The organism is uncultured Roseovarius sp., from assembly GCF_947489715.1.
In the GTDB taxonomy this organism is placed as follows: domain Bacteria; phylum Pseudomonadota; class Alphaproteobacteria; order Rhodobacterales; family Rhodobacteraceae; genus Roseovarius.
Map to the genome: position 1 here is coordinate 133,776 of NZ_CANLER010000001.1, position 18,916 is coordinate 152,691.

General features: G+C 58.0%; 14 protein-coding genes and 1 tRNA gene. 7 read left to right on the top strand and 8 right to left on the bottom strand.

Going from position 1 to position 18,916, the window contains the following annotated elements:
• Window positions 1-48 precede the first annotated feature (48 nt).
• From Q1B27_RS00625 to Q1B27_RS00640, 4 genes are all read right to left on the bottom strand, one after another.
• A complete protein-coding gene (locus Q1B27_RS00625) occupies window positions 49-804 on the bottom strand; it encodes a hypothetical protein (protein WP_299842100.1) in 756 nt (251 codons plus the stop codon).
• Between the two features lie 71 nt (window positions 805-875).
• The gene (gene ettA, locus Q1B27_RS00630) at window positions 876-2,531 is read right to left on the bottom strand and encodes an energy-dependent translational throttle protein EttA (protein WP_299842103.1); all 1,656 of its coding nucleotides are present in this window, start codon (window positions 2,529-2,531) and stop codon (window positions 876-878) included.
• 59 nt (window positions 2,532-2,590) lie between these two features.
• Window positions 2,591-3,904 (bottom strand): reverse transcriptase family protein, encoded by a 1,314-nt coding sequence (locus Q1B27_RS00635; RefSeq protein ID WP_299842105.1) that lies wholly within the window; start codon window positions 3,902-3,904, stop codon window positions 2,591-2,593.
• A gap of 226 nt (window positions 3,905-4,130) precedes the next feature.
• Window positions 4,131-5,936: an EAL domain-containing protein gene (locus Q1B27_RS00640; protein ID WP_299842108.1), complete on the bottom strand. Its 1,806-nt coding sequence runs from the start codon at window positions 5,934-5,936 to the stop codon at window positions 4,131-4,133.
• A gap of 294 nt (window positions 5,937-6,230) precedes the next feature.
• Between Q1B27_RS00640 and Q1B27_RS00645 the strand changes: the two genes are divergently transcribed.
• The 4 genes from Q1B27_RS00645 to Q1B27_RS00660 all read left to right on the top strand — a co-directional run bounded on the left by Q1B27_RS00645 (window position 6,231) and on the right by Q1B27_RS00660 (window position 11,476).
• Window positions 6,231-7,424: an alpha/beta hydrolase gene (locus Q1B27_RS00645; RefSeq protein WP_299842111.1), complete on the top strand. Its 1,194-nt coding sequence runs from the start codon at window positions 6,231-6,233 to the stop codon at window positions 7,422-7,424.
• Between the two features lie 42 nt (window positions 7,425-7,466).
• A complete protein-coding gene (locus Q1B27_RS00650) occupies window positions 7,467-8,069 on the top strand; it encodes a nicotinate-nucleotide adenylyltransferase (RefSeq protein WP_299842114.1) in 603 nt (200 codons plus the stop codon).
• 112 nt (window positions 8,070-8,181) lie between these two features.
• A complete protein-coding gene (gene dacB / locus Q1B27_RS00655; protein ID WP_299842117.1) occupies window positions 8,182-9,672 on the top strand; it encodes a D-alanyl-D-alanine carboxypeptidase/D-alanyl-D-alanine-endopeptidase in 1,491 nt (496 codons plus the stop codon).
• Window positions 9,673-10,306: 634 nt separating this feature from the next.
• Window positions 10,307-11,476: a glycosyltransferase gene (locus tag Q1B27_RS00660; RefSeq protein ID WP_299842120.1), complete on the top strand. Its 1,170-nt coding sequence runs from the start codon at window positions 10,307-10,309 to the stop codon at window positions 11,474-11,476.
• A gap of 2 nt (window positions 11,477-11,478) precedes the next feature.
• Here Q1B27_RS00660 and Q1B27_RS00665 read toward each other — a convergent pair whose 3' ends face one another.
• Both Q1B27_RS00665 and Q1B27_RS00670 read right to left on the bottom strand, forming a co-directional pair.
• Window positions 11,479-12,570 (bottom strand): DMT family transporter, encoded by a 1,092-nt coding sequence (locus Q1B27_RS00665; protein ID WP_299842123.1) that lies wholly within the window; start codon window positions 12,568-12,570, stop codon window positions 11,479-11,481.
• A gap of 179 nt (window positions 12,571-12,749) precedes the next feature.
• On the bottom strand, window positions 12,750-13,814 hold the full coding sequence (locus Q1B27_RS00670) for a DMT family transporter (RefSeq protein ID WP_299842126.1): 1,065 nt from the start codon (window positions 13,812-13,814) through the stop codon (window positions 12,750-12,752).
• A 212-nt stretch (window positions 13,815-14,026) separates the two neighbouring features.
• Between Q1B27_RS00670 and Q1B27_RS00675 the strand changes: the two genes are divergently transcribed.
• Both Q1B27_RS00675 and Q1B27_RS00680 read left to right on the top strand, forming a co-directional pair.
• The gene (locus Q1B27_RS00675; RefSeq protein WP_299842128.1) at window positions 14,027-14,932 is read left to right on the top strand and encodes a hypothetical protein; all 906 of its coding nucleotides are present in this window, start codon (window positions 14,027-14,029) and stop codon (window positions 14,930-14,932) included.
• Window positions 14,933-15,028: 96 nt separating this feature from the next.
• A complete protein-coding gene (locus Q1B27_RS00680; protein WP_299842131.1) occupies window positions 15,029-15,487 on the top strand; it encodes a YHS domain-containing (seleno)protein in 459 nt (152 codons plus the stop codon).
• A gap of 230 nt (window positions 15,488-15,717) precedes the next feature.
• On the opposite strand, the gene Q1B27_RS00685 is transcribed toward Q1B27_RS00680, so the two are convergent.
• Window positions 15,718-15,790: transfer RNA gene (locus tag Q1B27_RS00685), tRNA-Cys, on the bottom strand.
• A gap of 112 nt (window positions 15,791-15,902) precedes the next feature.
• On the opposite strand from Q1B27_RS00685, the gene Q1B27_RS00690 reads away from it, so the two are divergent.
• Window positions 15,903-17,885 (top strand): AAA family ATPase, encoded by a 1,983-nt coding sequence (locus Q1B27_RS00690; protein ID WP_299842134.1) that lies wholly within the window; start codon window positions 15,903-15,905, stop codon window positions 17,883-17,885.
• Between the two features lie 526 nt (window positions 17,886-18,411).
• Here Q1B27_RS00690 and Q1B27_RS00695 read toward each other — a convergent pair.
• The gene (locus Q1B27_RS00695; RefSeq protein ID WP_299842136.1) at window positions 18,412-18,909 is read right to left on the bottom strand and encodes a hypothetical protein; all 498 of its coding nucleotides are present in this window, start codon (window positions 18,907-18,909) and stop codon (window positions 18,412-18,414) included.
• Window positions 18,910-18,916: the final 7 nt, after the last annotated feature.

The following is an 18,916-nucleotide window of genomic DNA, read 5'->3' on the forward strand; positions in this document are numbered from 1 at the left end:
CGGGCCTTGGAGACGTGATGTTGTTTGGAGGATGTGTTGGCGCCCACGCTATGCTTGCTTGTGCTGACTCTCGAGGTCAACCTCTTGGTCTCTGGCGCTTCTACGGGGATGGCCTAAGTCCAAAAAATCGTCGGGCACAAATGGATCATCAGGTTCAGAACTGCCTGTTGGCCTAAACTTATAGTTGAGGCAAAAAGCCAACAAAGTGGAAGCAGATAGCGCAAGTAAAATTAGCGAAAAACCACAAAGTATCAGTTCGAAACTTGCAACATCTGAAGTTATTATACGCCAAACAGTGAACCCTACGACTGTGTATGGGTAGGCGATACCAGCCAAAATAAGAACTAAAAAGAAAACCCCCAAAGTAGGAGCAACAGATTTATGACCCCTCTCTGACGCCAAACCAAAATATTTCGGTTGGATAGCGTTCGACCAGAGATTCATAGCACTATAGTTTAGCAGAGGTAGTTCAAAAGAAAAAACACCTACACGTTCGCCTAACACCGAGATGTATCGATCAATGATAAGTTGATCGAGAAAAGCAAATAGTGTCGCAAGAAAGTTCAAGGACACCAAAACACATAACGCAGCCGCTCCAGCATCAGGAAGCGAAACGGTCACAGCTCCAAGTTTTGTAGTGCCTTCGATGCTGTCATAGAAGGCAAGTATCGTTGTAATTAGAAAAAGCGCTGATACAGCCTTAGCTGACTTAGCATGGATCTTGTTTTTTTGCTCAGAGATACCTTGAAGGTAGTCTTCAGAATAGAAACGATCCCCAAACGTAGAAGAAGCATAGTTTTTCATTGTAAGGGAACTTCGCTCGATCAAACTGAGCTTGTAAAAGACTCCCTTTTTGTCTTCTCTTCGATTTAGTATCATCTCGCAAACTTCTTGTGTTTCATCCGTTTTGGCTCCAAAGCGTCGGCGCCCAACCGGCGTTTCTTGTCCTCTTCGTAGTCTTCGAAATTACCCTCGAACCATTCGACATGGGCCTCGCCTTCGAAGGCCAGGATATGCGTGCAGATGCGGTCCAGGAAGAAACGGTCGTGGGAGATGACGACGGCGCAACCGGCGAAATCCACCAGGGCGTCCTCCAGGGCGCGCAGGGTTTCGACGTCAAGATCGTTGGTCGGTTCGTCGAGCAGGAGCACGTTGCCGCCTTCGCGCAAAAGCCGGGCCATGTGGACGCGGTTGCGTTCGCCGCCCGAGAGCAATGAGACCTTTTTCTGCTGATCGCCGCCCTTGAAGTTGAAGGCCGAGCAATAGGCGCGGGCGTTGACCTCGGCGTCGCCCAGCTTGATGATGTCCTGCCCGTCGGCGATCGCCTCCCAGACGTTTTCGTTGGGGTTGAGATCGTCGCGCGACTGATCGACATAGGATAGCTGTACCGTGTCACCATATTCGACGCTGCCCTCGTCGGGTTTTTCCTGTCCGGTCAACATCTTGAAGAGCGTTGTTTTACCAGCGCCGTTGGGGCCGATCACGCCGACGATGCCGCCCGGGGGCAGCGAGAAATCGAGCCCTTCGATCAGGAGCTTGTCGCCCATGTGTTTCTTGAGGCCGGTCACCTCGATCACCTTTTCGCCGAGGCGAGGCCCGTTGGGGATGACGATCTGGGCGCGGGTGAGTTTTTCGCGCTCGGACTGGGTGGCCATTTCGTTATAGGCGTTGATCCGGGCCTTGGATTTGGCCTGGCGGGCCTTCTGGCCCTGGCGCATCCATTCCAGTTCGCGTTCCAGCGTTTTCTGTTTGGATTTGTCTTCGCGAGCTTCCTGGGCCAGGCGTTTGGCCTTTTGTTCGAGCCAGGCAGAGTAGTTGCCTTCGTAGGGGATGCCGCGGCCGCGGTCGAGTTCGAGGATCCAGCCGGTGATGTCATCGAGGAAATAGCGGTCATGGGTGACGATCAGGATCGTGCCCTTGTAGTCGATGAGGTGCTGTTGCAGCCAGGCGATGGTTTCGGCGTCGAGGTGGTTGGTCGGTTCGTCCAGCAGCAGCATGTCGGGCGCTTCGAGCAGCAGTTTGCAGAGGGCGACGCGGCGCTTTTCCCCGCCTGAGAGGGTTTTGACATCTGCGTCGTCGGGGGGGCAGCGCAGGGCCTCCATGCTGACGTCGATCTGGGCATCGAGATCCCAGAGGTTTTCGGCGTCGATCTGGTCTTGCAGCTGGGCCATCTCGTCGGCGGTTTCGTCCGAGTAGTTCATGGCAAGTTCGTTGAAGCGGTCAAGCTTGGCCTTTTTGGCGGCAACGCCCAGCATGACGTTGTCGCGCACCGAGAGGGTTTCGTCCAACTGCGGTTCCTGCGGAAGGTAGCCTACGCGCGCGCCCTCGGCGGCCCAGGCCTCACCGGTGAAATCCGTATCCAGGCCGGTCATGATCTTCATCAGGGTGGATTTACCGGCGCCGTTGACACCGACCACGCCGATCTTCACGCCGGGCAGGAAGCTGAGATGGATGTTCTCGAAGCATTTCTTGCCGCCCGGATAGGTCTTGGAGACCCCCTGCATGTGATAGACGTATTGATAGGCTGCCATGGGACCGCTCCTTCAGATCGAATTTAACCCCAGATAGACAAGTGCGCAGGCGAGGGCAATCACCGGATTGAACCGGCCTGTAGCGCGTCGGCCAGTCGTTCGCGGAGTTTGGCGCCCTTGGGCGGATTGACCTGTTCCAGCCAGGCGATGCGCCCGGCGATGCGGTCGATGAAGGCGCGATCGGCGCGGCGCGGGTCGGTGGGCGTGCGCAGGTGGTGGATCACGGCCTTGAGGTGATCGTAGTCGGCACGGGGCAGGTTGAGGTGACGGTTGACGACGAGGCCGGTGACCCGTTGCCGCCGGTGGGCAGGCTGGACGCGGGTTTTTGCGCTGTTCAGGACGAAGCCGCTGTCGCGCACGATCTGCGGCACAGCCTGTTGCAGGATGTTGGCGATGTGGTGGTCGCCGGAAAAGGTCAAGTCATCGGCGTAGCGGGTGTAGGTCGCCTCAAGGGACCGGGCCAGCCCGGCAAGCCTGGTATCAAGAGAGAAGCCGACAAGATTGGCAAGCGCCGGGGAGGTGGGGGCACCCTGCGGCAGGTGCCGGCTGGTCAGGTGATCCCGGTCGGCCAATTCCGGTGTTGCCAATACGTGGCGGGGCGTGATCGCGGTGGTAAGCCCGGAGAGATGCCGCGCCACGGCGGATGGATACCCCAGGGATCGGAAAAGGCCATAGACCCGGTGCTGATGGATCGAGGGGAAGAAGCCGCTGAGATCGAAACTGACGACCATGGCTTCGCCCGCGTGGCGCGCTGCGGCCTGTGGGCAGCTTTTGCCGGTGCAGAACCCAAATGCGCTGGAATGGGGTGGCACCGGTGCCAGAATACCCCGCAAAATCTTGCGCTGGAGGTGTTTGAGGAAGGGTTTGGGTTCTTCAATCAGGCGCAGGGTGCCGTTGCGTTTGGCAATCAGGTGATGCCGGTAGTGCGGGGCGAAGGGGCTGGCTGAACGGGCCGAGAGGCCAAGGCCGTCGGCAAAGCGGGTCAGTTGCAGCGATGGCAGCGACAGCCAGTCGGCAAGCGCATCGGGCGTGGCCAGCACCGGCAGGCCGAGATCGGCAAGCGCGGGCACAGGCCGGAAACGTGGTGGTTGTGTTGGCGGATCAGGATAGGCACCGGTCTGTTTGACATGGGCCATCAGCGGAGCCGTCTTGGGCGTGCCTTTCAGGTAGCGCAGAAGTCGCGCGGCATCGGGGGCTTTGGCCGCTGGAAATGCCTGTTTCAGGTCCTGGGCCAGGGCGCGCGCGGTCTTTTTCAGGTGGTTTGGCAGGCGCTGTTCAAGGTGATGCCTGATGTCCGGGATCGCCCATTCCTGCTGGGATAATCCCTGTGCAAGAGGGCCGAATAGCATATCCTGTTTTGTGCGCCATGCCATTGACCAGAAACGGGCCCCAACCTGTCGTGTCCTGCATGACCGGCCCTGGGTGCAACCCAGCGACGGTCCTGCGCCGAATGTCCAGCGTAACGGTAATGAGATGGGGAAACCCCATCCGGCCGAATTTCTCCGGCATCTTGAGACCCGTTTCTGATAGGATCAACTTAGACAGGAGGCCGGATGGGTCAAGGGCGGATTGCCGCCAATGCGGGCATGCGTTCCGGGCTCAGGCCTGATTGGTCCTGGGGCTGCCTATTTGGGAGATATCTGCCTTGGGTGTGGCCGCAAAGGAGACCGGAGCGGCCAGTGGCGTGCTGGATTTGAACCAGTCGAGCGTTGTGGCCACTGGCATGGGCCGGGCAAGACCAAAGCCCTGGATCAGTGGGCATTTTGCGCGGCGCAAAATCTCTAGTTGTTCAGCAGTTTCAACGCCTTCTGCGACTACATTAATATCAAGTAGATCGCAAAGGCGAATGATCGAACGAACGACCATCCGGGTGCGCGGGTCGTTGGCGAGGCGCGAAATCATTGACCGATCCAGTTTGATCGCGTCGACATCGAAGGAGGACATATGGGCGAGGCCCGCATAGCCGGTCCCAAAATCATCCAGTGCGATGTGAACGCCCAGATGTTTGAGCCGCTCAATGGCGGTTGCGATTTCAAGATCGCCGCCTTCCAGAATGGTTGTTTCCAGAATTTCAATGCAGATGCTGCCGGGATCGATGTCGCGCGATTGCAGCGCCCAGTCGAGCAGCCCGGGATAGTTGACATCGCCCAGGATTGCACTGGAGACATTGATCGACATGCACAGATCGGGAAACCCGCCCTGGCGCAGTTCGACCAGCGCATCCAGCGCCAGGTTCATCGAGATGTAGTCAATGTCCGACGCCAGCCCGGCCGCTTCGGCGGCAGGGAGGAATTGCCCAGGATTCAGCAAGCCGCGTTCCGGGTGGTTCCAGCGGATCAACGCCTCGCACCCGGTGACTGCGGCACTTGAAAGGTGCAGCTGCGGTTGCAGATGGATTTCGAACTGTTCGTCGGCAATGGCATTTTTCAGCTCTCGCACGGTTTTCATCTGGGCGCGGTACTTCTGCCCCATCGCGTCGGTGTACAGCGCCACATGCCCGCGACCGCCGCGTTTGGCGGTGTAAAGTGCCTTGTCAGCCCTCAGGATCAACTCTTCACCGGTGTCGTCGGGAGAAGTGGCAAGGCTGGCCCCGATTGAGGCCCCGATGCGCAGCTCCTGATCTTTCCACCGCATCGGGGTGCTGATCGCCGCCAACAGCCCCTCAGCGTTTTCCTGCAACACTTCCGGGGTGCCCGATGTCAGGCAGATCATCAGAAATTCGTCACCGCCGGTGCGACAGGCCAGGTTTTCGGGCGGGCAGCTTTGCCTGAGTGCGGCCGAGACATGGCGCAATGTCGCATCGCCGGCAGCATGGCCCAGATTGTCATTGATATCCTTGAACTTGTCGATGTCGATCTGGAGCACGCCGATGGTGCCGTTTCTGATTGCCTGTGCAACCTGGTCGGATTCCAGAAATGTCCCCAGCTTCTTGCGATTTGCCAGCCCGGTCAGGTCGTCATGATAGGCAGCATATTCAAGATTGTCGTGTATCTGTTTGAATTTCCGGTCAATTTTTACCTGAGCAGTCACATCCTGACAGGTGATCACGACCTTTTTCTGATCCTCCGACGGGCCGAGATCAAGCACCGCGAAGCTTTGCTGTAGCCAGAAGCGCGATCCGTTGCGGCGTTGAAATTCCTGCACGACGATACGGTCGAAAATGGTGCTGGAAAAATCATAGGTGAATTCATGGGCGTCGGTGCCCAGTTTGCGCCGCCCGGGCGGGGTAACGATTTCCAGCGCCCGGCGGCCCACGATTTCATGCCGCCGCCAACCGAACATCTCTTCGCAGGCGGGGTTAATCCATTCGATCCGGCCGTGAATGTCCTGCAGGCAAATCCCCTCGCGAATCTGATTGACGATCAGCGCGAAAACCGATGACGAGATATCGGCATCGTCAGGCATCAAGGGCCCGGCTGGGCAAATTTGGTCCATCTTCGCCACGAAATCAGTTCCGGAGTTCCTGCGGGTATCGGCGGACCTTGCCAGTGGACCGTTAAGATCAGATGGTATTGCGGTGAAACGCACCTCAAAAAGCTTTTAAAATTAGATGTTTGTCGGGGTGATTTTTCAGGGCATTGTTGTGCGGGTCGGATTGGGCAATAGTGCTGATCGTGCCTGAATGAAGGAACCCTGCCGGGAATGGGATGCGCGCGAAAAAGAGGTTTTGAGGGTCGCCGGGTCGGGCGTTTGCGCCTGTTGGCACTGTCTTTGCTGGCAATGTTCACGATTGCGGCCTGCGAAACGCTGCCCTTGCTGACGCCAACGGCATTTCCCGCCATGGGGGCCGCGCCCGATACGGCCACGGTCTATTATGTCACCGACCGGACCGCCGAACGCAGCGGGGGGGCGGTGCGCAGTTATGGGCACGGGCGCAGCGCGTCGATGGCCTTTGGTCAGGCGGCGCTGAGTTTTGATAAGCTGGCGGTTGATTTCGACAGCCGGTTGATCCGGGTCAGGAGCGTCGCGGAACATGTGCGGTTTCCAGCGACACCGCTGCCTTTTCTGCGCAATGACGGTCTGATCGTGGCGGACCAGGCCGCCCAGGCGGGGTATGACGCGGCAGGGCGCGATTTTCAGGCACGTGTGGCGCAGGCCCTGCGTGCATCCGGTCAGGACGAGGTGGTGGTTTTCGTGCATGGCTACAAGAATGACTTTGACGATGCTCTGGCGACGATCTCGAATATCTGGCAGGCAACAGGACGCAGCGCCGTGCCGATCGCCTATACGTGGCCCGCAGATAATCCGGGGCTTTTCGGGTATTTCAAGGATCGCGAAAGCGGCGAGTTTTCGATCTTTCACCTCAAGGAAACGCTGCGGTTGCTGGCAGAGGTCAGGGGGCTGAAACATATCCAGCTTATCGCGCATAGCCGGGGGACGGATGTGGCCACCTCGGCCCTGCGTGAGATGATCATTGCCGCGCGCGCTGCCGGAAAGGACCCGCGCAAGGTGCTGAAGATCGACAATCTGGTGCTGGCCGCGCCCGATCTGGATTTCGACGTGGTGCGCCAACGCCTGATCGCCGAGCGTTTCGCCCCGGCATTCGAGTGCATTACCGTCTATATGAACCCGAATGACGGCGCGCTGGGATTTGCACAGGCGGTAAATTCGGGCACCCGGTTCGGGCGACTGTCCTTCGAAGATCTGGGCATGACCGAGCGCGATATCCTGAACCAGACGGGCAACGTCTATTTTATTGATGTCAGCGGTGTCGTGGCCCCGCGCGGGCATTCCTATTTCCGCGAAAACCCGGTTGTGCTGTCAGATATCGTGACGCTGTTTCGTACCGGAGCCCCGCCGGGCGGGCCCGAGCGCAATCTGAGCCATATTGCCGCGAACTTCTGGATGCTGGAGCAGTTCCCGGAGACCACATTTGAACCGTTTGACCGGTGAACAGATGACAGGTGCGGCACGAAATGACGGACTGCGGCAGCCATGACAGGGCTGACACCCCCCGCCCGGGCCGGGCAGGTTATCGGCCTGTTGGGAGGATCGTTCGATCCGCCCCACGCTGGGCATGTCCATCTGACGCGGGAAGCGCTGAAACGGTTTGGCTTGGATCAGGTGTGGTGGCTGGTCAGCCCCGGCAATCCGCTGAAGACACGTGGACCGGCGCCGCTGGAAAAACGCATGTCGGCGGCGCGGGCGATCATGGATCATCCGCGTGTCAGGATCAGCGATTTCGAGGCGCAGGCCGGCACGCGTTATACCGCCGAGACATTGGCGGCATTGCAGGCGAAATATCCCGGGGTAGGTTTCGTCTGGCTGATGGGCGCGGATAACCTGGCGCAGCTGGATCAGTGGCAGGATTGGCGCTGGATCATGGAAAGCGTGCCCGTGGGCGTGCTGGCGCGCCCCGGCCAGCGAATTTCGGCGCGTATGTCCAAGGCCGCGCGTGTCTATGCCGATGCCCGGCTGCCAGGGCGGATGAGCCATATGCTGCGGCATATGCAGGCGCCCGCCTGGTGCTTCATCAATATGCCGATGACGACGATCTCCTCGACCGAGCTGCGCCAGCGGGGCGACTGGGTCCGTTGAACGGATCGGGCTGCCTGACAGGGTGACTGCGGCGCAACTGCTGAAAATTTGAACACATTGTGAGGTGGAAACCGGATTGTCTGTGCCTGCTAGCTGGGGTTTACTCTGCGCTATGAGCAGAATGACTTCGAGACGCATTTTTCTGGGCGGGTTGCTGAGCGGTCTGGCCAATGCGGCACTGGGCGAGGCCCCCACCGTATCATTGCGCCCGCAGTTGCGCCCTGACGGATCGCGCAAAAAGGCTGCCACCGGGGCTGAGGTACTGATCCGCGAGGCCAAGCTGGGCGGGCGCGTGGGTTGTGCGGTGGTCGATGTCAAATCGGGTCTGGTGCTGGAAAGGGTCGAGGCGCAATCGGGCCACCCCCCGGCGAGTGTGACCAAGGCTGTGACCGCACTTTATGCACTGGATGTGCTGGGTGCGGGCTATCGGTTCAAGACCCGGCTGATGGCGACCGGCCCGGTTGAGAACGGCGTGCTCAAGGGCGATCTGGTGCTGGTGGGCGGTGGTGACCCGACGCTGGATACCGATGGGCTGGCTGATATGGCGCGCAAGCTGAAATTGACCGGTGTGCATGAGGTCAAGGGCAAATTCCTGGTCTATGGCGGGGCGCTGCCCTTTACCCGTGCAGTGGATGAGGACCAGCCCGAGCAGGTGGGATATAACCCTGCCGTGTCGGGCCTGAACCTGAATTACAACCGCGTCCATTTTCAGTGGAAGAAAAGTGGCAAGGGCTATGACGTGACGATGGATGCGCGCACGGCCAAGTACCGCCCCGATGTGCGGGTGTCCCGGATGACGATCGAGGATCGCAAGGGTCCGGTCTATACCTACACCGATGGGGGCAGTTTCGATAGCTGGACGGTGGCGCGCAAGTTCCTGGGCAAAAGCGGATCGCGCTGGTTGCCAGTGCGCAAGCCCGAGGCCTATGCCGGCGAAGTCTTTGGCACGCTGGCGCGGTCGCATGGGATTGTGTTGCGTTTGCCCGATGTGGTGGCGACATTGCCGGAGGGGCGTGTTCTGGTCACACGGCAGAGCGACATGCTGCGTGAGATTCTGCGCGACATGCTGAAATATTCCACCAATCTGACGGCAGAGCTGGTGGGGCAGATGGCGACCAAGATACGCAAGGGCGAGGTCAGCTCGATCCGGTCCTCTGCGCGGGAAATGTCGCATTGGGCACGCGAGGCACTGGGTATGAAAGGCGCGCGGCTGGTCGATCATTCGGGCCTTGGTGGCCAGTCGCGCCTGTCGGCTGAGGCGATGGCCAAGGCGCTGGCAGTGGTTAATCCGCAAGGTGAGCTGAGGCCGATCCTGAAGCATATTGTATTGAAGGATTCCAAAGGCCGGAAGAACAAGAACCATCCGGTCAAGGTGATGGCCAAGACCGGAACGCTTTATTTCGTGAGCGGTTTGGCGGGCTATATGACAGCCGCCGACGGGACCGAGATGGCCTTTGCGATATTCGCTGCCGACCGGGAACGCCGCGATGCGCTTCCCAAGAAGTTGAGCGACCGGCCCCCCGGTGCTTCAAGCTGGAACAGTCGTGCCAAGAAATTGCAGCAAAAGCTGATCGAGCGCTGGGGAACGGTCTACGGAAGTTAGGGGGCGTTCAGGCGGATGCTGCATGGCGATGGCGGGCGACGCGGATCAGAATGCGAAATGCTCTTCGGTGCAGGCGTCTTCTTCTTGCGGTCGTTTTGCTGGGCGGGATTGGAAAACGGCCATGCCCACAAGGGTCAACGCCCCGACAATTGAGTAGGTTGCAACGGATATCCAAATCGAGCCGCTTAAAACAAACAGCGTAATGGCGGAAATCGAACCGACAAATATGGATATCGCTAGGCTGCCAATCACAGGTTTCCGATCTTCCCCGACGCTAAAAGATGTGGTTGCGGAATGTAGTCAACAAAATTGAAAAGTCTTAACTGAAATGCAGGGAACAATGGCATTGGCATATAGTCGCCATTTAGCCATGAAATTATGCGCATTTTATTGCTTGTCGGTGTCTGGCATCGCTTCGAAAACCCGCCGGGAATGATCGTTTTGGAGTGCCAGTTTTCCGCCAGGGCTTTTAGCTCCACCTGCCTTCTACTCCTGGTATTGGAGCGAGGGCGACAGGTGAATTGTCTTTATTTTCGCCAAGATGCGGGTGCCAGGGATGTATGATGAGTGACGCCCGCGCTTGTGGCACGCGCGCGCCAGCGCTACATCATCTGGATGCAATGATGAGGTTGACGTGACCAAGACGCCCCCCCATGCCGCGCCAGTTTCGGTCGTGGTGCCTGCCCGAAACGAGGCTTCTACGATTGCCCGTGTGGTCGAGACGCTGATCGCGATGCCGTTGATCGATGAGGTTGTCGTGGTCGACAATGGCTCGACCGATGGCACGGGGGATGTGGCCGTGGCCGCAGGTGCACGGGTTGTGCCAGAGGCGCGGCCCGGTATGGGGCATGCGATCCGCGCAGGGTTCATCGCCGCGCGCAATGATTGGGTGATGAAGGTTGATGCCGATCTCGACAGATTCAACATCGCGCTTTTCGACCGCATGACCGAGGCGCGTGCGCCGGGGATCGGGCTGATCAAGGGTATCTGGCAGGACCCGCGCGACCCGATGCCGATGACCCGCTATCTGGTGATGCCAGCGCTCAAGTTGATGTTTCCGGGTCTTGGTGATCTCAAAGCCCCCAATTCCGGTATCTATGCCTTTGACCGGTCGCTGATTGCGCTGTCCGAGATTGTGGGGGATTACGCCGCCGATCTGGATGTGATGCTGCGGGTCCATGCGGCGGGGGCCGTGGTGGCCGAGGTCGATATCGGGCGGATCGACAACAATCCACGAGACCCGTCGCATTATGCCGCGATGACCGAGACCATAATGGGGTTTTTCCTGCGTCAGCGCGATCTGCGGATCACCGGGGAACTGGTTGTGCTGGCCGAGGACGCTGGCCAGGTGATTGTCTCGGCCTTGGGCACGCTGGCGGCGCATGCGCGTGCCGGGGGGCGGGTGTCGATCTATCTGGGTCAGGATGCCACGGACCCGGCCGCGGTGTTGCGCGCGGCATTGCAGCCCTTCCCAACCGTGCGGATTGCGCCGTTGGATGCTGTTGCCGGGTTTCAGCCGGGTGCTGCCACATCCAGCCTGCGCATCTTGGCGCCTTATCCGGCAACGGGGCAGGGGGACGCACTGACAGAAGCGCAGCGCTTGACAGAGCGGTGCGCGTCGCAACGTCCGGAGAGGCTGCTGATGCCACCGGCTGAGCCCGGCCAAGGCAACTTTCGGGTTGACAGGTCGCTGAGCATTGCCGAGGGGTCAGCGATCAAATCCGCGGCTTTGACAAAGCTCGGTCAGTCATCGGACGCGGTTCCGTCACATGAAGTTTTTCAGAGTGACAGGTCGCGGGCCTAGGATCATGCGCCTTTGAAATTGACCCGCGATTCGTGTTCCATCGCTTCGTCGGTTTCCAGGCACGCGTCACCTTCGCACTCCGCCTCATCGCCTTTCAGCGCGGCTTCTTCCTCGGCGCGGCGTTCGGCGCGTTGACTGCGGATGCGGCCGAATTGACCCACGCCGATGGCGGCCAGAATGATCAACCCGCCGGGGATCAGACCCTGACCGGGATCTTCGCCCAGTAGAACCATCGCGATGACAAGTGCTGCCAGCGGTGAGAAGGACGTGGCCAGCGAGACATCACCGGACCGCGCGTGTTTCAGGCCAAGGTTCCAGCTGAACTGACCGATGATGATGACGATAATCGCGTAGACCCAGACATATTTCAGGACGATCGGTTCAAAGAGATCCTGAAAGTGATGCGGGCCGTAAAGGTAGAGCGCGAGGAAATAGTAGATGATCGTACCCACAACGGTGCGATAGATTGAGAAGATGCCCAGCGGCACGCCCTTCAGGCCCACACGGGTGACGATGGTTGAGGCGATGAAGGACAGCGTGGCGACAACGGCTGCAATTTCACCTTTGCCGAAGGTAAAGGCCGTCTCCCCGCCCTTGAGCGAAATAATCACCACTGCCCCCACCAGAGCAATCAGTCCGGCGGCAAAGGCCCACGGGTCCAGCTTTTCCTTGAGGACAAAGAAGGTGGCGAGCAGGAAAAGCGGCGGTTCGATCCGCCCGAGCAGGACGACATTGGTCACTGTCGTATAGTCGAGAGCGATGAAAAACAGGGCCGGTGTCAGGGCCGACGACAGAAAGGCCGAAAGAGACAGGATGCCCCAATCCTTGCGGCCGAGTTTGGACAGGTTCTCGCGCGTCCAGTCCTTGTGGAACATGAACACCATTGGGACGAGCGAAATCAGGCTGCCCAGAAAGAGGAGGTTGCACAAAGAGACCGCATTGCGGCCCATCACTGTGTTCTGTCTTCCGACATCTGCCAGCAGCGAGACAATCGAATTGGACGAGGCGTAGACGATCACGGCGACCCATACCAAGACCGCGCCCATCATCGCCTTTGACATGCCGGTGTCGGTTTGTGTTTCTGCGTGGCTCATAATTCTGGTCCTGCTGCAATGCGGTGCATCCTGCATACGGGGGCGGTTGTCATCGGGTCAAGCTTTCCGGCATGCGGTGCTGTAACAAGCCCATCACGTTGCAGTCAGGCGACGAAATATTGTTTCAAAATGAGGGGTTGGGTCACGCGGGCGTGCCGGCGCGTAACAAAAGTGCGTGCTCAAGCGCCTTTGAAATTCAGTTTTCCTTCATGCTCCAACGCCTCGTTGCTGGCGCGGCGACGCGCGATGCGGCTGTGACGGCGACCGAATTGGCCGATGGCAATGCCCAGCAGAATGATCAGGCCACCGGGGATCAGGCCGGGGCCGGGGTCCTCGCCCAGCAACGTTATGGCGATCACGATTGCGGCCAATGGCGAGAACGACGTTGCCAGAGACACATCGCCGGAACGCGCGTATTTCAGGCCAAGGTTCCAGGAAAACTGTCCGATGATGATCACGACGATGGCGTAGATCCAGATCCATTTGAGCACCACTGGCGCGAAGAGGTCCTGAAAATGCGTGGGGCCAAAGAGGTATAGTGCCAAGAGGAAATAGAGCGCGGTGCCCAGAACCGTACGATAGATGGAAAAAATACCCAGCGGCACGCCCTTCAGGCCCACGCGGGTGACGATGGTGGAGGCAATGAAAGACAGCGTGGCAGCGATTGTCGCCATTTCGCCGGTGCCGAATTGGAAAAGCGCGCCGTTGCCGCGCATCCCGATCATCAGCACCGCGCCGATCAGGGCCACCAGACCGGCCCACATTGCCCAGGGGTTCAATTGTTCGTTCAGGAAAAGCCAGGTGGCCAGCAGGAAAAGCGGCGGTTCGATCCGGCCCAGCAGCACCACGTTGGTGACGGTTGTATGTTCCAGCGCATAAAAGAACAGTCCCGGTGTCAGCGCCGAGGACAGGAATGCAGATACCGTCAGGATGCCCCAATCATGGCGGGTCAGCTTGTCCAGGTTCTTGCGGGTCCAATCCTTGCGGAACAGAAAGACCATAGGAATGACAGAAATGAGGGAGCCCAGGAACAATAGGTTGCAATAGGTGATCGCATTTCGTCCGGCAGCAACAGGGTTGGCCTTGCCGATATCCACCAGCAACGTGACGATCGAATTTGAAGAGGCGTAGACAAGCACGGCCAGCCAGGCAAAGACTGCCCCCATCGTGACCAGTGGCAACGTTGATTTGGCATTATCCGTGGGCACCATGCCCCGCATGCGTTTGCTGTCGGTGAAACTCATCAGCTCTGTCCCTGAAAACTCAAGCGCGCTTCGTCGTCAGACTAATCCGCGAAAACCGCAAAGGTGCATCACGTTCGGGTTACGGCACGAGATCGTGTTTCAATCTTGAGTTGCGTTCACATTCGCGCGAGTGCAGCACCTGCGCCGTAGGGCCGATTAGCGCTTGTGCCTATATGCGCCAAGTTGCAAGTTTGGTGGGGATCTGTCCCCGGATGATGAAAGAAACAGGACGCATGATTGAAAACCAGGGTGAGCGCGATCAGAAGATCGTCACGATCTTCGATGATATTTACAACCTGCCGGATTGCAGCACCTATTACCGTGCGATGGACCATGCCGGGTTTCGCACCGCGCATCACGCGGCGGCGGCGTTCCGGGCGGTCTTGTCCGAGCTCAAGCGGGCGCGGGGATTGTCAACGGCGGGTATTGTGGATTTCGCCAGCGGTTATGGCATCGGCGGGGCGCTGACGCGACATGATCTGACGCTGGCTGATGTCCTCTTGCGATATCGTGACGACTGGTTTGATGATGCCACCCCTGATGCCGTGATTGCAGCCGACCGGGACTGGTATGCCAGCCATCGCCGGGCTGGGCAGGATGACCAATATTACGGCATAGATATTGCCGACAAGGCGCTGGGTTACGCCAGGGCGGTTGGTATCTTCGACGAGGTATTCGCCGAAAACCTGCAAGCGGAGGATGCCAGTGCCGGATTGCAGCGGGCCTTGGCCTCGACCGATCTGGTGATCGAATGCGGCAGTGTCGCCCATATGTTGCCTGCAGCACTTGATCGTGTCTTGCAGGGCGCGCAAGCACGTATGCCCTGGGTGATCACCGCGCCCATTCGCGGAAATGATACCGCCGAGGCGATCGAGGTGATGGGCGATCACGGGTTGACGGTCGAAGAACTTGATGTGCCCCCTTTTCGCCATCGCCGCTTTGCGGATGAGGCCGAACAGGCCCGTGCCGTCGCCAATGCCGAGGCGCGCGGACATGATGCGGAAGGGTTCGAAACCACGGGCTATTTCCACGCTCAGCTGTTCCTGGCGCGTCCGGCAAGTGAGGTGACGCCGGTTTCGGGCTGGCCGGTTTCTCCGATTGCGGATCTGTCCGCCTGATCCGACACGGCGCTTCACATTTGCGTAAGGGGGGCTGTCAAAATAGTCGAGCTATGGCCACTCTTTGGGCGACACACTGACCCAAGAGGATCTGATATGCTGACCCGCCGTAAATTCGTGAAATTTTCCGCCGCCTTGCCTGCATTGGGTTTGTTGAGCCGCCCGGCCTTCGCTGCGAAGCCCGAGATTTACGCCTCGGGCGGTGTGGCGATCAATGGCTATGATGCGGTCGCCTATTTCCAAGAGGCTGCCCCGGTCCCGGGTGACGCCGCATATACGGTTGAGTGGAAAGGGGTGATCTGGCAGTTCTCCAGAGCTGAGAACCGGGACGCCTTTGCCGCTGCCCCCGATGATTTCGCCCCGCAATATGGCGGCTATTGCGCCTATGCGCTTTCCAAGGGCGCTATCGCCAAAACTTCGCCGGACGCATGGACGGTGCATGGCGGCAAGCTTTACCTTAACTACGACGTTTCGGTCCGTTCGATCTGGCAACAGGACATCCCCGGCAATATTTCGTTGGCGGATGAAAATTGGCCAGCGGTCTTGTCGGCTTGAACGGTTTAAGTAACGCAACCTCTTGCGCAAACATCACCATTCGGCTGATTGGTCCTGAAAGATTGTGAGGAATAGGAAAACAGTGAAATCACACTTCGTCGATTGACCAGACCAGACCAGGAACAGATACTTGATCCCAATTGAACGTGATCGAAACCCGAATGTGTATTTTGGGCTGAAAGGCAGGTGCATTCGCAGCGGTTCCGCAGATCACTGAACCCTAATTTGAGTGGAGGCGAGTACCGGAATCGAACCGGTGTACACGGATTTGCAATCCGGCAGGAAATCCAAGCAAATCAAGCCGCTACAGTTTCAAAACACCCCCGGACAGAGCGTGAACTAAACAAGAAAGTTTCAAACGCATATTCTGGTGATGTTGAGCGTCAGGCCGCGTGTCATGAATGCGGTTAGCCTCATGGACATCGCCAATGGCGTTCCGGTTGAAATCCCGAGGTTGATTTCAGCGGCCAACACGCTGACGAAGCCTGAAGCCGCTGCGTACTATGCCGAACTTGGCTGGCAGATTTTTCCGTGCCAATCGGGCGGCAAGGCTCCTTTGACGGCCAACGGTTATCGTGATGCTTCATCAGACCAAGAACAGGTAAGCCGTTGGTGGTCGGAAAATCCTGACGCCAATATCGGGTTGGCCTGCGCGCCGAACGGTTTGGTGGTGGTCGATCCCGATACTTACAAACCTGACTGCGAATGGCCGTCGTTCATTTCGGGTCATGACCTTCCATCAACACTTTCAGCAACAACGGCTAATGGTGGATGCCACCTTGTCTTCCGTGCTGAACAGGACGTTCGGTATCCCGGCAAACTTTGCAAAGAGACTGACATTAAATCGAATGGCTACATCGTTGTTGCGCCGTCCACGGTCAACAATCGCCGGTATCAGTGGGACAATGACGAACCTTTGTCTGATGCGCCGGGTTGGCTGAAGCAACAGGCCCAACTTCCACCCAACGTTATGCCGTCGGCCAGCAAGCCGCCCATCAAGGAAATCGCTGAACTGCTTCGGTATGTGAACGCCGATCTTCCCTATGACGAATGGTCGAAGATTCTCATGGCCGTTCATGATGGAACGAATGGTTCTGATGACGGTCTGACGCTGGTCGATCAGTGGTCGGCCACGGGTAGCAAATATCGTGGGCTGGCCGATGTTCAAAAACACTGGCATTCATTCAGATCGTCAGGCGTCACGATCAGCACGTTAGCCGATGCTGCACGGGCAGGTGGGGCGGACCTTGCCGCCATCAGCCATCTTCACCGTTACGATCCTGCACAGGTGTTCGCAAACCATCCGGTGCCACAGGTTCCGACATCCTTGCCGGTCGCGTCAAAGTCATTCGACATTTTCACGGCGGATCATCTTTCAAGCGAAGCCGTGACGCCGCGAAACTGGTTGGTGCCTGACATGATCCCGGCAAGTGACATTACGTTGCTGGGGGGCGATGGAGGCACTGGTAAATCGCTGGTCGCCCTACAACTGGCGGCAAGCGTTGCCTGTGGCCATGCGTGGTTGAACAAGTTCGTCTTCAAGCATTCGGCGCTGTTCATATCCGCCGAAGACACCCGCGATGAAATTCATCGTCGGCTGGATGCCATCAGGAAATCATACGGTGTGACCTACGCCGATCTGAACACACTGCATCTGCTGTCGCTGGCAGGTGAAGACGCGATTTTGGCTGCGCCCAGCCGTGGGAACATTCTTCATCCAACGCCGGTCTTCGAAGCGCTGAAGAACTCCATCGCTCAAATCAAACCGGCCTTGCTGGTGCTGGATACGTTGGCTGATCTGTTCGGTGGTGAAGAAAACCAGCGGGCACAGGCCCGTCAGTTCGTTCAATTGCTGCGCGGTCTGTGCATCGCTTATGGCGTGACAATTGTTCTGCTGAACCATCCGTCATTGTCAGGGATGAACAGCGGTTCGGGCGCTTCTGGTTCAACGGGCTGGAACAACAGTGTGCGGTCACGGCTCTACCTTGAGCGTATTGTTGATGACGGTGGTTTTGAAGCCAACGTTGATGCGCGTCGGTTAAGCACGAAGAAGGCCAACTACGCCCGTGCTGCCGGTGAAATCGAAATGGTATGGCATGGCGGTCTGTTTATGCCGTCGGCATCATCGTTGGTGAACAACACTGACGATCAGGATGATCGTTTGTTCCTGCACTTGCTTGGTCAATTCGCCAGCGAACAACGGTACGTATCGCACAACCCATCATCAACATTTGCCCCAACGGTCTTCGCCAAGCACCCGCTGGGCAAAGGTGTCACCAAGCGCCGCATGGAAAGTGCGATGAACAGGCTGTTCGCAGCGCAGAAGATCGTAATTGGTGAACATGGGAAGGGAAGCAGTAAGCGCCAGCACCTTGAAATGGTGGGGGGCAACCAATGACTACTGTAAAGGTCGCAACACACTCTGGTCGCAACGGGTCGCAACGCGGTGAAAATCCTTTAAAATCAAAGGTCGCAACGGGTCGCAACACACTCTCTATATACTACGTATATATGCGTGCCGCCTTTGGTGCGGCAGCACGCATTATTCAAACAACCAAAATCGAATTCATCACGCCGTGGCTGAACGGCATCGCGTGGTGTGTGACAACACGTAACGGGTTGGTGCCACGGCACGTGTTGTTCAATGGGCTGGGCATGATGGTGTGTGTTTCACGTCATTGCCCAGCCAACCATCAATTCACCACGCCATTGTTCATCCTTGCAACGACGTGGTGGTCAACGAAGCAGCGTGTTCGGTTTGTGGTGAGCCGAGTTGTTTCGTTCATTGGGCTGAACGTGGTTGTTTGTTCAGTGAACCATCTGTCGTTGATACTCACCAACGACAGATGGTCCCAATGCCCCGTCATTGATCGTGGGGGTGTACACGCGGTGGGGGGTTATGCGTTCGCGCTGTGCGGCCAATACTACTTGCTGGATTCCAAAGCGGTGATGGCCCTTTCAAGTTTGGGAAGTGCTTGTTTCAGCACGCCAATCACGGCGGGGTGCCCCCTCAAATCGAAACTGAAGAACCCATCGTGTATTTTCGCGGCTCTAAGAGAAAGTCGGTTGTTGATATCGTCAATCGACAAGAGAGCTAGCAATACAGAATCTATTGCGTCGGCAGGTAAAACACCCAGTTCATTCATAAGGCTGTTCGTCAACAGACGCGGAAGTGTTGGCATATGGAACAAGGCTTCTTCTTCTGGCTCTGGTCGATTTACATTCTGGGATATAGAGGCGTGCATTATTCTCAGTTCTGCCAGAACTGATCTGACGACTGCATTTCGTTTTGCTTGCCTTGCCGCATCCTCGCGTTGCCTCGCATATCGCGCGTTCAGAACTTGCGTCAGGATCACACCGCCAAAACCGATCACTCCGACAATCGCTGTTTGGAACTCTTTAGCGAAGCTTAACCAGTCCATCAGAAAC